Below are 13,580 nucleotides of genomic sequence, written 5' to 3'. Positions count from 1 at the left end.
TCATGTTATTTGCTTATTAACTACCGCGCTTTCGCTTGGTGGCCCCCTCATTTGTTGAGCGTTCTAACGTTCCCTCAACAAATGAGGGGGTTAAATTTTGCCCACAATAATTTTACTCATACTTATTAAATTATAATATTTTCTTTCAAAAATAATGAGCACTTTCCTGTATAGAAATGCTCACTTTTACCTTTTATAATATTTTATCAATCCAACTTATTGGTTGAAGTTTTCATTTCTTGTTCCGATGGATGGAGAAAAATATCAAAATATGTTCCATCAGTAAATTTTATCACGACAGACTTTGTCGTAATAGCAACTTCTTCTACTGTTTTCCCTTTGAATTGATCAGGCACTACGACACATTCATTCGTTTCCATAAAAACTCCTCTCATCAATTACGTTATCTCAAAGTGAAAGACTGTACCTAGAGTCTACCATCATTCTTATAATCAACCACATCATTACATAGTACAATCATGGTGTTCTCTTACTGCAGTGCTAATGGCTCAATCTAATTAAATTTTACAAACCTCGAATACGATCCAAAATAATTTGATTACGATGTCCATCTTCAATCAAAGGTAAGTCATTATCCATTTTATTAAAGGCTATAAACTCATAAACTTTTTCTAAAAATGGATAAAATGCTGGATAATACTCGCTCGCTTCTTTGGACAAATGTTGCGGAACTTTTAACTGTCTAAGTGGGTCTAACTTTTTTAAGCGATCACTAGCCTTTCCAAAACGAAGTTGTTGATTATTGATTAAACTAATCGTCCCTCTACTACCATATATATTGATGCGAGAGCCAAAACCGTGGTTAACGCCAGAAATGAACTGAATGGAAAAGGTACTACGACTTTTCATCTTGCCATGAATAAAAAATGCATCATCTGCATCTCGCTTTTCACCGGCACCGTTCGGGATATGAGTATGCAATAAACCATTTACCACTTGTACATCATCTTGTAAAAGCCATGTTAAACAATCAATCATATGGCTGCCTGCCGCCCCAAGCATCCCACCGAATTTATCCTTTTCTCCTTGCCAACCTTGTTTCGTCGTTTGTAAATAATGATACTGCGGTATGGACACATGATGTTCAAAATGTAATATTTTCCCAATGAGATCATCTTTTAACATTTGTTTCATTTTTTGCCGAATGGGAAGGAAGCGCCATTCAAAATCAATGATTACCTTCACCTCCGATTCTTTGGAGAGCTGAAGTAATTGCTTTGATTCCTTACTATTCATCGTAAATGGTTTCTCACAAACAACATGTATCCGTTTTTGCATCGCACTTTTAACCATTTCATAATGATTAGGAGGTAAAGAACTAACGAACAATAGGTCTAATTCCTCAGCTTCTAACATTTTTACCCAGTTTCTATAATGTTTCGGTGGATTATTCCAATAGAAAAATTCATCCGGTAATTGATGGCGATGCATCGTACTGACCGCAACTACCTCCATATGTGGATGCATACTTATGATTGGAGCTTGGACAGATAAACCAAATCCACCACCAATAATCCCAACCTTCAAACATTGTCACCTCCCTCATTTCGAATAAATATCCAATCAACTACTTGTTTTTTAAAATCAGTATATGGAATTTAATTCGAAATAACTAGTATTTTAATCTGAATATTATGATATATACGGAATGATTTACGACTATTCTTTTATTATCAAATATTGTTATGGTTTGATATACGGCAAATATTGCAAGCTATTACGTTTCCAAAGGAAACTAAAGTTCCTTTTAAATTACTTCAAGATAAGAATACGATTCATAAAAGGTTTGGGTACAGCCCAAACATAGCCCAAGCAAAGTGAATATTTTATTGATGAAGAAAGAAAGGAGGAATGTCCTTATGTATTATCATGTTTCATGGCCGCAATACGAAGATATAGATCAGCCAATGGATCGAAATCTTTTGGAACAGTGTCAAAAATATATGAATTACCATGTAACAGTGCAAATGAGTGACGGAGCACACTTTGACGGAATTATTGATGATTTTGATGATGAAGGAATAACGATGCTCGTTCCTGAATGGGTAGAAGATGAACATGAAGACGAAGGAACAAGACAATTTGCCTATGGTTATGGTCGTCCACGGAGAAGATACCGTCGTTTTCGTCGACGCAGATTCCCCTTCCGCTATTTTAGAAGAATATTCCCAATTCCTTATTACTACCCTTATTATCCTTGGTATTGATTGACCGATTCTTAGTCAAACATAAAAATTTTTCAATAAAAAAGTTGATATTACTACTGTTTAAAAAAGCTTGTTTTGAATCATGTTCAAAACAAGCTTAGTCAATTTTGCTTAATTTATTCTTACGTAGAAACACAAGGGATTGTTTCTATAAGGCCTTTCTGTTTTTTAAAATAAATAAAAAGGAGCCCACTTAAACTTAGGAAAATGTGATTTATATATATCTCCGTTGTACACTCCGTCCATCATAGGAAAATAATATGGGCTTCTCTTCTACGACAGTTTCCAGATGGACGTTTCGTCCCCAAAGTTGATAAATATATGGCAAGACTTTTTCTAAATATTTAAGATCAAGCTCAATTCCTTCATAATGATGTTTTAAATATAACTCCCCGTTTTTCAAATAATCACCATCATTTACGGTAATATATGGAAAGCCACCATTAATTCGCATATTCACTAACTGATCACGAACATTTTCCCAGTTTTTGTCGACAATTTTATACTCCCTTCCTTGTTTTTGGAAAAGGTACATGTCTTCCCGCATGACAAGCTCTTTTGTTAAATAATTCCGCAAGAAAGATTGGTCTGACTCAATTTCACGCACTTCAAAAATTTTTTCACGACCACTTCCCGGTTTAACACCTAACTTTTTCATTTCTTCAGTTGGATTATTGTACCGTTCTTCTATATCTTCGAAAATTTTTAATCCTAAATAATAAGGATTAATACTCGTTTTCGACGGTTGAACCACCCCAGCATTTAACTTAGCAAATTCAAGAGCCTCATCACTAGTTAAATCCATCTCACGTAAAATACGTTGATGCCAGAAAGATGCCCAGCCTTCGTTCATAATTTTCGTTTCTAATTGTGGCCAAAAATATAACATTTCTTCACGAATCATTGTCATAATATCCCTTTGCCATTCTTCCAATTCACGACTGTATTGAATAATAAATAACAAAACATCTTTTTCCGGGTGTGGTGGGAACTTTTTCATCCTTTTTCGCTTTTTTGGTTTTGGCATATTTCGATTTTCTAAATACCATAAATCATCATATGGTGTGCTTTGCACCGGTTCCTCTTCCTCATATTCTACATTATCTAATGTCCATTCAAGGGTTGGACGGACTAAAGATGGATCAATATGTTCTTCAATCGCTAAAACCGCATCCAAGAAAGATTCTACTTCTTGACGGCCATATTCGATTTCATACTGACGGATTCGTTCCGCTGTCGCTGCCATGCTTTCAACCATATCGCGTTTTGTATTTTTAAAACGAACATTGTTTTTAAAAAAATCACAATGAGCTAGAACGTGAGCAACGATAAGCTTATTTTGAATTAAAGAATTTGAATCAAGTAAGAAAGCATAACAAGGGTTTGAATTAATAACAAGTTCATAAATTTTACTTAATCCTAAGTCATAGTGAAGTTTCATTTTAAAAAACTGTTTTCCAAAACTCCAATGGGAAAAACGAGTTGGCATACCGTATGCACCGAATGTATAAATAATGTCTGCAGGACAAATTTCATAACGCATCGGATAAAAATCTAATCCAAATCCTTCAGCAATTTCTGTAATTTCCTCAATTGCTCGTTGAAGTTCCTTATGTTCTTCGGCTAACATATCGCACTCCCCCCTTGTTCTGTTATCAATAATTTATGACAGTTTCGAGGGAATGATTACATACTATTGTTTCATTCGTACCAAACCTTTTTTATGGAAAGAAAAAAATGGGTCTGTCGAAAAGTATTTTCTATCCTTTCATGAATTGATAAAATATATGATATAGTTAAAATTAATCGAATATCAATATGATTGGGGGGATTGTACCTTGGAACTTCGTCAATTACGATATTTTGTTGAAGTTGCTGAAAGAGAGCATATGACTGAAGCTGCCGAAAATTTACATGTAGCGCAATCAGCTGTAAGTCTTCAAATATCAAAATTAGAAGATGAATTAGGGGTTACATTGTTTGAACGGGTTGGTCGCAATTTAAAATTGACCGATATTGGCCGAACATTTTTATTTCATATAAAAAAAGCTTTACAAGATATTGATTATGCAAAATCAAAGGTAGAGGAATATTTAGATCCGGATCACGGAACAGTGAAAGTTGCCTATCCATCCAGTTTCGCTAACCATATTCTCCCTACAGTCATTTCAAACTTTAAATTACACTATCCCGATGTAAAATTTCATTTACGTCAAGGCACTTATGCCTATTTGCGTCATGCAGTTAAAAATGGAGATATTAACATTGCTTTTATGGGACCTGCTCCTCCAGATGATGCTGAATTAAAAGTACATATTTTATTTACCGAAAAATTTTATGTTCTTGCCCCTATCCATCACCGGATTGCAGATCGGGAAGAAATATCACTTCATGAATTAAAAAATGATGACTTTGTCCTTTTCTCGGAAGGATTTATTCTACGTAAAATTGTAATTGACGCTTGTAGTCAAACGGGTTTTCTCCCAAACATTACGTCTGAAGGTGAAGATATTGATGCGATTAAAGGGTTGGTTTCAGCAGGAATCGGACTAAGCATCCTCCCAGAAAACACCCTTTATCATAGTACTCCGAGGATGACGAAAAAGATACGTATTACCCAACCAGACGTAAGTCGATCCGTTGGTATTATCGCTTCAAAGACAAGAGAACTTGCTCCATCAGAACGAATTTTTTATCAATTTGTTACTGAATATTTCTCAAAGTTACAAGGATTTAATCAATAATTTCTCACTCATTACTTTTTATGATAGCCATTTCGGATGCCAAATAAAATCCGACAAATTGATTACGAATCCATTCTTCATGAAATTTCTCCATTGGTGGATGGCTTTCGCCTTCATGATCCGTTAATTCTAACGTAAATGCAGGACGCCCGTATTCTTCAATAAACCAGTCCGTAAATCCACCACCAGTCGCATCGATTGAAGGAGTATCAAGTCGATAACCCGTCAATTTGGCCAAACTGCTTGCTAAAAAATAATCACGAAAAATATTTTGGCGGTCACCGTATTGCCAATAAATGACATGACCTGCAGAGTGATAAGCAATTGCTGACTTTGGATTTATATCTTTTACAAATTGTATAAAGGCTTGTACTTCTTTCCCTTCAATCGGTTGTTTTCCTTTATAGCCTTTAAATGACGGTCCGTCTTCTGTCGGTAATTCATCCCAACCTGCCGGATATTGTCGATTTAAATCTAAACCAAGACCATTCGCTTTCCAACGCGTAAAATCCATGCTACCTTTATTCATTAAAATTAATTTACGCTTATATTGTGGCGGTAGTTCTCCTTGCTGAATATCAACACCATCTGGATTTAACATTGGTACAAACCAAATGGCAACATCGTCTAAAATGGCTGGATCAAATTCACCGAACATTTCCCCTGTTTGATATGTTTCAGCATAACGTTCTAACATCACCATTAATAAATTTGTTGAAATCCACTCCCGAGCATGATGGGTACCTACCAATACAATATTTTCCTCACCTTTCCCTAATTTTACTGCCCAAATTGTTTTTCCAAACTCACTCTTCCCAATTTCTCTTATTTCAAGTACGTTGCGGTATCGGTCTGTTAACTTTGCTAAATCTTCAACAAGCTGATTATAGTGATATGGATCTTGTGATTGTACAATATAGTCCGCAAAAGTCTTTGTTGGACTAAATAAAAGAAATAAAAGAAACACGATCATCTTCGTTTTCAATCCAATCACTTCCAATTAGATACTTTTTCATTTTTATTTTTCTACAGTTCCGTTTTTAAACTCAACGAATATACTGGAAAATTGATACGATCTTAAAAAATATGGCTTGTAAAGTTTTACTTCGTAAATTAATTTCCTAACTGCTTAAAATACTAATAACTCCTGCATAAGGGGGGGTCAAATGAATAAAGCAGATTATGATCGTGCATTATATTACACCTATCATTCCCAATGGGATAATTTGCTTTTACTAATGGTCCGCACAAAGGATGATTTTTTATCAAAGAAAATTGAACATTTTTTACACGCGTATTATTATCAAAATGATCATTCATTAGTGGAAAATTATTTAATTGCTCTGTTACAATATGCAGATCACGCTAATGAACAGCTTACTTATATGCAACAAGAAGCAATATTTTCCGTCTAACTGGTGAGGACGAAAGAAACAGGCTTGGCCTAACAGATCGTTAGGTCTTTTTTAGTTGTTGAATTGTTCCTAAATTATGAAATGTTCGTTAAAACCAAATAATATTGTAAGCATTATAAAAAAACATATGTTAAAATAATCCATAGTTTAGATTAGACAAGTCATGTATTTCAATTCATGATAAGGGGTGGACTTGTTGGCTAATAAAAAAATAGATAATTTGTTCTTTTTTAGTTGGCTCGTTTCCATTATTGCCACTTTTGGGAGTTTATATTTTTCAGAAATAAAAAATTTTGTTCCTTGTGAATTGTGTTGGTATCAACGGATTTTCATGTATCCACTGGCGATTTTGCTATGTATTGCCTACGTACGAAAAGAATGGAAAATGAGTCTTTATGCATGCATATTGTCTGGTATAGGTGGTTGTATTTCGTTATATCATTATTCCATTCAAAAAATTACAAATATAGGTGAACATGCCATTGGCTGCAGTGTCGGGATTCCATGTACAGCACAATACATAAATTGGTTTGGGTTTATCACCATTCCATTTTTAGCATTAATAGCATTCATTCTTATATTTAGTACAAACTTAATTATTTGGAGAAGCATAAGGGGGAATTAACATTGAAAAAAGTATTAATCTTTGGCGGTATTATTGTTGTTATTTTTGTTGCAATAGCCTTTTTAACTAAGATGGCAAATCCAGATTATTATAAAAATGCAATCACTCCTGAACAATTAGAAGAAGACTTAGCTAGTGGAGAATCACAAACGGTATACTTTTATAGCCCAACATGTTCACACTGTCAAGCAGCCTCTCCTATTGTATTTCCAATGGCCGAGGAACTAGGATTTGAACTAAAACCATATAATGTTGACGAACATCCTAGTACTCAATACAAGATTACATCAACACCAACAATTATTCATTTTGAAGATGGTAAAGAAGTAAGTCGAATTGAAGGGAATGTTGGCGAAGAAAAATTTAAAGAGTTTTTTGAAACAAATGTGGTCGACGATTAATACGTAATATCCAAGGGGGGACTTGTAGCATGGAATGTGCACATTCCCCCTTGTTTCTTAGGAACGACGATTTTGCACATCTTCAATTAAGAGTTTGTATTCATGAAACGACGTTTTTTACGCCTTCCTTAAAAACTGGTTTCAAAAAACTTTAGTGTTCGCTGTTTTTATGCGAATCCTTCTTAAACTGCTTAAAAAGAGTCGATGAACTCACTTTTTTATCGAATTCTTCTTAAAATCTGTTTTCAGCACGCTCGTGAACGCACTTTTTCTGCGATTCCGCATGAAAATCTGCTTTCAACCACCTTATGAACGCGCTTTTTGTTCATTTCCTCCACAAAAACTGCTTTCAGAAAGCCGATGAACTCACTTTTTTATCGAATTCTTCTTAAAATCTGTTTTCAGCACGCTCGTGAACGCACTTTTTCTGCGATTCCGCATGAAAATCTGCTTTCAACCACCTTATGAACGCACTTTTTCCTCAACTCCTCCACAAAAACTGCTTTCAAAAGGCCAATGAACTCACTTTTTTTATCGAATTCTTCTTAAAATCTGTTTTCAGCACGCTCGTGAACATACTTTTTATTCGAATCCCTCAAAGAAACTGTTTTCAGCACATAATGAATGCTTTTTTCCAAATAGACTATTTCAGCACATTTTTACTTCTTCATTGTCTACCACTGTTCATACATCTCTTCTTCCACAATAGCTTGCAAGTCATAAGAATCGATAACAATGATTTGGTAATCATAATGTTCTGCATATTGATCGGCAAGTTCTTTTATGTATTTTGGTGAACCACCTTTTTCATCATCATAAACAATTAACAATCCATCCGAATTGCGAATGACAAACTTGTTTTTTTCACGAAACTGCCATGGTCCTTCATATGGACGGTTTGTAACAGCGGCATGATATTCTGCAAACATTAAGATTTCTTGGTATTTTTCTTGTTTGTCTTCTTTCCAATTTTTTTCTTGATCTAAAAAAGGTGTAATGACGGCATACTTTAATTGTGGATAATCCATCTGCAAATCCATTATCACTTCTGCCGCCCACGTTTCAACGCCTAATTGACCGCTTAAAATCACCCATTCTAAATTTTCCTCTTCAATTAACGTTATTAACTGTCGTCTAATCGCCTTTTTTATGATATCAACTCCAGGATGCTGATCATTAAAAACACCTAATTCGTGTTGTTTATATCCTGTTAGTACGATTCGTTTTAACATATTTTCACCTAACCCTAATTACCGTTGATTTACACATTGATTATAGCATAAGAAAAAAAGCAACCGATCACTGACCGATTGCAAGTTTTTATTACATAATGAATTGATTGGATGGTTTAATATATACACTATCAGTTTCTAAGCCAAAATCGCGTTTTTGTAAAAATTGTTCATATGAAAAAGGAAACGAAAAACCAAGTTCCTCTAAAATTTGGACATTGCGTTCATACATTTCTTGATATTTACTTTTTTCCAAGCCATTGGATTCAATTAAAAAGATCAGGGTTTCTAAACTCGAAATTATTTGATATGATTCTTTCAGTGTACCAGTCAATTCATTTTTACCTAAAATATTTAAAAAATTCATCTTTTCAAATTTGGATATTTCTTCTTCTGAAAAATATACAGGGAAAACAGAAGAATAAAAATATTCAACTAAATTTTTTATTTTCAATTCTTGTTCTGTCGTTGAAGCATACACGATCTTCAAGATGTAACCCACCTTTATTACATATTTACTCCATCTTGATGTTAAGCATATCATTAGAATAACATAGGAATTCCTAGAATGATTGTGGTAATTTGAGGTAATCTAAGGGTGATCAAATGCATATTGTAAAAAAACAAAACAGCGATTTAATCATTACAGTTCCTAAGGAATGGGACGGGCTAACCATCGAAGACGTATTAAAAAAGGAATGGCATTTATCCAAAAAAACGATACACCTTATACGAATGGATAAATTAGTAGCCATAAATGGAAAAAACGTCCGTTTTTCCGAACGCTTACAAAAAGGACAAAAATTCATTATTCATAATGTTTTACAATACGAAGATTACGGTTATGAGCCATATCCAGTCGATTTTAATGTGCTATATGAAGATGATTTTTTACTTATCGTAAACAAACCTGCAGGAATCGCAACCCATCCGAATAAGCAAGAGGATATACAGACATTAGCAAACGGGATTGCTTACTACTTACAGGAAAAAGGAGAACGTTGCAAAGTCCATCATGTACATCGTCTTGACAAAGATACATCTGGGGCGATTTTATTTACGAAATCTTCGTTTGTCGGGGCGATTTTAGACCATCAGTTAACAGAACGAAAAATTAAACGGACATACACCGCCATTGTTCATGGAAAATTAAAAAAGAAAAGAGACATCATCCGGGCAAAAATTGGTCGTGATCGTCACCATCCAACACGTAGACGCGTATCACCTACTGGACAAGATGCCATTACCCATTATGAAGTAATTGCTTTCGATGCGAAGAAAAATGTAAGTCAAATCAGATGTGAATTGAAAACAGGAAGGACACATCAAATCCGTGTTCATCTTGCACATATTGGTCATCCTCTTGTCGGAGATACTCTCTATGGTGGAAAACCGATATTTTATAGACAAGCATTACATGGACAATTTCTAACCTTTATTCATCCATTCACATTGGAAAAAATAAAGATCGAAGCACCATTTATCGATAATTTTCCGACATTATGCTAAATCTAAATACGTAAGTTTTTCCATATCCATGAATCGGTTTAAAATATATTCTAAAAAAGATAGGTAGTCATGATAAAAATGATTCGAATGCAAATGGTGATATTCCAAAAAGTTCAGCTATACCACTATAAACACCGAACAGCGATTTAGGGATTGAGGATTTTTTATTTACTCATTCAACTCTCTATCATGACGAAATAGGGGAGAAAATGTTTCAAAAGATTTAGGATAGGTAGCTAAATTTAAAAAGCTCCTATCCTATATTCTTTAGAAAAATAAATCTGGGTCTTTAAATAAACGTGTGTTTTTATCCAATTGATCAATTTGTTCCATATCTTCAGCGGTTAATTCAAAGTCAAAAATGTCAGCATTCTCCTTAATTCTCGATGGCGTTACTGATTTAGGAATGATCACAATATCATTTTGCAAGTGCCAACGTAAAGTCACTTGTGCTGGGGTTTTTCCGTATTTTTTCCCAATTTCAGCTAAAACAGGATCATCTAATACTTGACCCCTACCTAATGGTGACCAAGCTTCCACAACAATGTCATGTTGTTTACAAAACTCACGTAATTCTTTTTGTTGGAAATAAGGGTGTAATTCAACTTGATTTATAACCGGTTTTTCTTCCGAATGTTCCATTAGCGTTTGTAAATGATGTGGCTTAAAATTACTGACTCCAATTGCCCGAACGCGACCATCACGATACAATTTTTCCAAAGCACGCCATGTATCTATAAATGTATCTTTTCCTGGCCAGTGAATTAAATATAAATCAACATAATCAAGCCCTAACTTACTAATGCTTTTATCAAATGCTTTTAACGTCTTCTCATAACCATGATCTGTGTTCCATACTTTTGTTGTTACAAAAATTTCTTCTCTCGGAATCCCGCTTTCTTTTATCGCTTTACCAACACCTTCTTCATTTTCATAAAGGGCGGCAGTATCAATGGCACGATATCCAACTTCTAAAGCGGTTTTAACAGATTCAATTACTTCATTTCCTTCTTCTACTTTATATACCCCTAAACCAAAATACGGCATTTTTACACCATTATGTAATAGAACTGTTCCTTGTAATGATTTTCCCAAAGGAAAATCCCCCTTTCATATATATGTAGAAAAATCTTAACTATATTTTAGCACGTTACGGGCAAGCTCGCATTTAATACAAATTTCTTTTCATCTATAATTTTCATGTTATTTTTGGATATAATACAAACTAAACAAGGAGGTTGACCAATGAAAAAACAATTTCTTTTTCTATTTTTCATATTAGTTGGATTCATCTTGTATGGTTGTAATAACGATGAAGATAAAGTAACAAATCCACCAGATGATGCACCAGCAGAACAAGAAAATAGCAATCGTACGGATCAATCAGATGATGAAGTAGATAATAATCAGTCATCAAAGGATACCAACCAAAACGGAATGCAAAATGGACGGGAAATTCATTTTACAAGCTTTGATTTAGATATTGATTATGCAGATAATAAAGAGTTTGACGTTGATTATGAAAATGATACCGATGGAATGGAAGCAGAGTTAAAGGATACTGTAAAAGGAAACGAACATTTACAAGGAGATGTCGCTTTTAATCGGATTAGTCCTGTTTTTGAAAATTTTGACTTTGACAAAAACTCATCAGATGATGATGTCATATCCCAAGTACTAAAAGGATTCGATCTTGATGATAATTTCATCGAGTTTGAATTAGAGATTAGCTATGAAGATGGAACAAAGAAGGAATATAAAAGAAGAAAATAAGGTTCAAATCATTAAAGGGGAATAGATTGTCCCCCTTTTCTTTAAAACGATCACAATTGACGTGTAAGGCTTTTTTGAAATAGTCTTTTATTCTGAGATAAACATCATAATCACTCTAAACCAATCATCATTTTATGGATAGCCTCATCACAACTCTCCCTACACGTTATATGATAATTAAGACTTAGAAAGACCGGCCTTCCATTGTTTTTTTGAACGATTAGATGGATCTTTCCAAAACATAGATAGCATAATCCCCAATACCATTACAATTGCAGCAAAATAATAAGGATAGTCAATATTTATATCAAATAACAATCCACCTATTATCGGACCGCATATATTTGCCAAACTTGTAAACATGGAATTCATTCCACTAATAAAACCTTGTTCATTACCTGCAATATTGGAAAGATATGAAGTAACTGCTGGACGAAATAAGTCAAAACCAATAAATAATGTAAAAGTAACAAAAATAATTGTCCAGTATGATTGAACGACCGTCATGAAATATACTAAAACAGCCGAAACTATTAAACAATAACGAATGAGTTTAATCTCACCCCAAATTCGTACAAGCCAATCAAATAAAACAACTTGAAATAAAGCACCAATAATTGAGCCACCCATAATGACAATAGCAATATCTTTAGGTTGAAAATGGAATTTATGATCTGTATAAAGACTAAAAAAAGACTCGAAAGCAGCTAAGCCAAAGGAAATAACAAATATTAAAATGAGTGGAATAAAAAAGAGTGGGGCCAAAATCTTTTTCAACCCATTTTTTCGTTCCAATGTTGGTACAATTGAACTTTCTTCTTTCCGTTCTGGTTCAGTTAATAAGATGATTGATAAAACTCCTGCCAACACACCTAATCCTCCAGCGAAAAAGAACGGGACACGTGTCCCAATTTCCGCTAAAATACCACCAATTCCTGGTCCGATAATAAAACCTGTACTGATCGCAGCTGACATATATCCCATCGCTTTCGGACGATTATCCATTGTTGTTATATCGGCAATAAAAGCGGTAACTGCAGGCATAATCATTGCCGCACTGACACCACCAAGAACGCGTGAAATAAATAAAGTACTTACTTCTTGACCAATTCCGAATAAAAATTCAGAGATCCCAAATATAAATAACCCAATAACAATTACAATCTTCCGTCCAATGGAATCTACTGCTTTTCCGGCAAACGGAGAGACGATTAATTGGGCGATTGCAAAAGTTGCAGTGAGATAACCAACGGTAGTTCCCGTAATCCCCAGTTCATTAATTAACGAAGGCATTACAGGTATGATTAGGCCAATTCCTAGAAAAGCAAGGAAAATATTTAGCAGCAACAAACCTAAGGTAATGTTGTATTTTTTCATGTTTCCTCTCCTTATCCAAACGAGCAGCGAGATTAATTTAGAGCTCTATTTTAGATTATACTGTGTTTTTTGCAAAATAACATAAAAAAATGATGGGAAGTTTTGTCACTTTCCATCACTTTTTAAACAATAAAGATAAAGTATAAAATAAACGGTAACGTCAAGAATTTTGTGTAAGGTTCTATAGAGTATCCTCAGATTATGCTTTATTTGATAATAAATTCATTTATCTGTTTCCCACTAGAAGACTGAATATTCAGTCTCCTAGTGGGAAAC

15 protein-coding genes are annotated in these 13,580 nt (G+C 34.2%); 7 read left to right on the top strand and 8 right to left on the bottom strand.

Annotation, left to right across the window (positions count from 1 at the left end; translation table 11 throughout):
• Positions 1 to 206: 206 nt before the first annotated feature.
• Positions 207 to 380 (bottom strand): hypothetical protein, encoded by a 174-nt coding sequence (locus tag OEV82_RS14835; RefSeq protein ID WP_263062302.1) that lies wholly within the window; start codon positions 378 to 380, stop codon positions 207 to 209.
• A gap of 145 nt (positions 381 to 525) precedes the next feature.
• Positions 526 to 1,548 carry a Gfo/Idh/MocA family protein gene (locus tag OEV82_RS14830; RefSeq protein ID WP_263062301.1) on the bottom strand — a complete coding sequence of 341 codons (1,023 nt, stop codon included), beginning with the start codon at positions 1,546 to 1,548 and terminating at the stop codon, positions 526 to 528.
• A gap of 332 nt (positions 1,549 to 1,880) precedes the next feature.
• Here OEV82_RS14830 and OEV82_RS14825 point away from each other — a divergent pair, with 332 nt between their 5' ends.
• A complete protein-coding gene (locus tag OEV82_RS14825) occupies positions 1,881 to 2,228 on the top strand; it encodes a hypothetical protein (protein WP_263062300.1) in 348 nt (115 codons plus the stop codon).
• Between the two features lie 214 nt (positions 2,229 to 2,442).
• Here OEV82_RS14825 and OEV82_RS14820 read toward each other — a convergent pair whose 3' ends face one another.
• Positions 2,443 to 3,858 (bottom strand): SpoVR family protein, encoded by a 1,416-nt coding sequence (locus tag OEV82_RS14820; protein WP_263062299.1) that lies wholly within the window; start codon positions 3,856 to 3,858, stop codon positions 2,443 to 2,445.
• Between the two features lie 208 nt (positions 3,859 to 4,066).
• Between OEV82_RS14820 and OEV82_RS14815 the strand changes: the two genes are divergently transcribed.
• Positions 4,067 to 4,972, top strand: coding sequence for a LysR family transcriptional regulator (locus tag OEV82_RS14815; protein WP_263062298.1), 906 nt, complete (start codon positions 4,067 to 4,069; stop codon positions 4,970 to 4,972).
• Between the two features lie 4 nt (positions 4,973 to 4,976).
• On the opposite strand, the gene OEV82_RS14810 is transcribed toward OEV82_RS14815, so the two are convergent.
• Positions 4,977 to 5,957 carry a M14 family zinc carboxypeptidase gene (locus OEV82_RS14810; RefSeq protein WP_173660540.1) on the bottom strand — a complete coding sequence of 327 codons (981 nt, stop codon included), beginning with the start codon at positions 5,955 to 5,957 and terminating at the stop codon, positions 4,977 to 4,979.
• A gap of 181 nt (positions 5,958 to 6,138) precedes the next feature.
• Between OEV82_RS14810 and OEV82_RS14805 the strand changes: the two genes are divergently transcribed.
• From OEV82_RS14805 to OEV82_RS14795, 3 genes are all read left to right on the top strand, one after another.
• The gene (locus tag OEV82_RS14805) at positions 6,139 to 6,387 is read left to right on the top strand and encodes a YhdB family protein (protein ID WP_173660542.1); all 249 of its coding nucleotides are present in this window, start codon (positions 6,139 to 6,141) and stop codon (positions 6,385 to 6,387) included.
• 196 nt (positions 6,388 to 6,583) lie between these two features.
• Entirely contained in the window at positions 6,584 to 7,012 is a 429-nt protein-coding gene (locus OEV82_RS14800; protein WP_263062297.1) for a disulfide oxidoreductase, read from the top strand.
• Positions 7,013 to 7,014: 2 nt separating this feature from the next.
• Positions 7,015 to 7,413 carry a thioredoxin family protein gene (locus OEV82_RS14795; protein ID WP_173660546.1) on the top strand — a complete coding sequence of 133 codons (399 nt, stop codon included), beginning with the start codon at positions 7,015 to 7,017 and terminating at the stop codon, positions 7,411 to 7,413.
• A 674-nt stretch (positions 7,414 to 8,087) separates the two neighbouring features.
• Here the strand turns inward: OEV82_RS14795 and OEV82_RS14790 are convergent.
• Both OEV82_RS14790 and OEV82_RS14785 read right to left on the bottom strand, forming a co-directional pair.
• Complete coding sequence (locus OEV82_RS14790) at positions 8,088 to 8,645, bottom strand: DUF1273 domain-containing protein (RefSeq protein ID WP_263062296.1); 558 nt, start codon at positions 8,643 to 8,645, stop codon at positions 8,088 to 8,090.
• 91 nt (positions 8,646 to 8,736) lie between these two features.
• Complete coding sequence (locus OEV82_RS14785) at positions 8,737 to 9,126, bottom strand: YhcU family protein (RefSeq protein ID WP_263062303.1); 390 nt, start codon at positions 9,124 to 9,126, stop codon at positions 8,737 to 8,739.
• A gap of 125 nt (positions 9,127 to 9,251) precedes the next feature.
• Here OEV82_RS14785 and OEV82_RS14780 point away from each other — a divergent pair, with 125 nt between their 5' ends.
• A complete protein-coding gene (locus OEV82_RS14780) occupies positions 9,252 to 10,154 on the top strand; it encodes an RluA family pseudouridine synthase (protein ID WP_263062295.1) in 903 nt (300 codons plus the stop codon).
• Between the two features lie 267 nt (positions 10,155 to 10,421).
• On the opposite strand, the gene OEV82_RS14775 is transcribed toward OEV82_RS14780, so the two are convergent.
• A complete protein-coding gene (locus OEV82_RS14775; RefSeq protein ID WP_263062294.1) occupies positions 10,422 to 11,249 on the bottom strand; it encodes an aldo/keto reductase in 828 nt (275 codons plus the stop codon).
• Positions 11,250 to 11,399: 150 nt separating this feature from the next.
• Between OEV82_RS14775 and OEV82_RS14770 the strand changes: the two genes are divergently transcribed.
• The gene (locus tag OEV82_RS14770; RefSeq protein ID WP_173658430.1) at positions 11,400 to 11,927 is read left to right on the top strand and encodes a YusW family protein; all 528 of its coding nucleotides are present in this window, start codon (positions 11,400 to 11,402) and stop codon (positions 11,925 to 11,927) included.
• 177 nt (positions 11,928 to 12,104) lie between these two features.
• On the opposite strand, the gene norA is transcribed toward OEV82_RS14770, so the two are convergent.
• On the bottom strand, positions 12,105 to 13,304 hold the full coding sequence (gene norA / locus OEV82_RS14765) for a multidrug efflux MFS transporter NorA (RefSeq protein ID WP_173658429.1): 1,200 nt from the start codon (positions 13,302 to 13,304) through the stop codon (positions 12,105 to 12,107).
• Positions 13,305 to 13,580: the final 276 nt, after the last annotated feature.

Origin of the sequence: Pallidibacillus thermolactis (genome assembly GCF_025660415.1) — a bacterium.
Classification (GTDB): Bacteria; Bacillota; Bacilli; order Bacillales; family Caldibacillaceae; genus Pallidibacillus; species Pallidibacillus thermolactis.
Note: the sequence above shows the minus strand (reverse complement) of the source record. Positions and strands in the feature narration are given on the sequence as shown.

Bases quoted from the DNA above. Each gene is read 5' to 3' on its own strand.
- OEV82_RS14835 (WP_263062302.1), bottom strand. From the start codon at position 380: ATGGAAACGAATGAATGTGTCGTAGTGCCTGATCAATTCAAAGGGAAA.
- OEV82_RS14825 (WP_263062300.1), top strand. From the start codon at position 1,881: ATGTATTATCATGTTTCATGGCCGCAATACGAAGATATAGATCAGCCA.
- OEV82_RS14820 (WP_263062299.1), bottom strand. From the start codon at position 3,858: ATGTTAGCCGAAGAACATAAGGAACTTCAACGAGCAATTGAGGAAATT.
- OEV82_RS14805 (WP_173660542.1), top strand. From the start codon at position 6,139: ATGAATAAAGCAGATTATGATCGTGCATTATATTACACCTATCATTCC.
- OEV82_RS14790 (WP_263062296.1), bottom strand. From the start codon at position 8,645: ATGTTAAAACGAATCGTACTAACAGGATATAAACAACACGAATTAGGT.
- OEV82_RS14780 (WP_263062295.1), top strand. From the start codon at position 9,252: ATGCATATTGTAAAAAAACAAAACAGCGATTTAATCATTACAGTTCCT.
- OEV82_RS14770 (WP_173658430.1), top strand. From the start codon at position 11,400: ATGAAAAAACAATTTCTTTTTCTATTTTTCATATTAGTTGGATTCATC.
- norA (WP_173658429.1), bottom strand. From the start codon at position 13,304: ATGAAAAAATACAACATTACCTTAGGTTTGTTGCTGCTAAATATTTTC.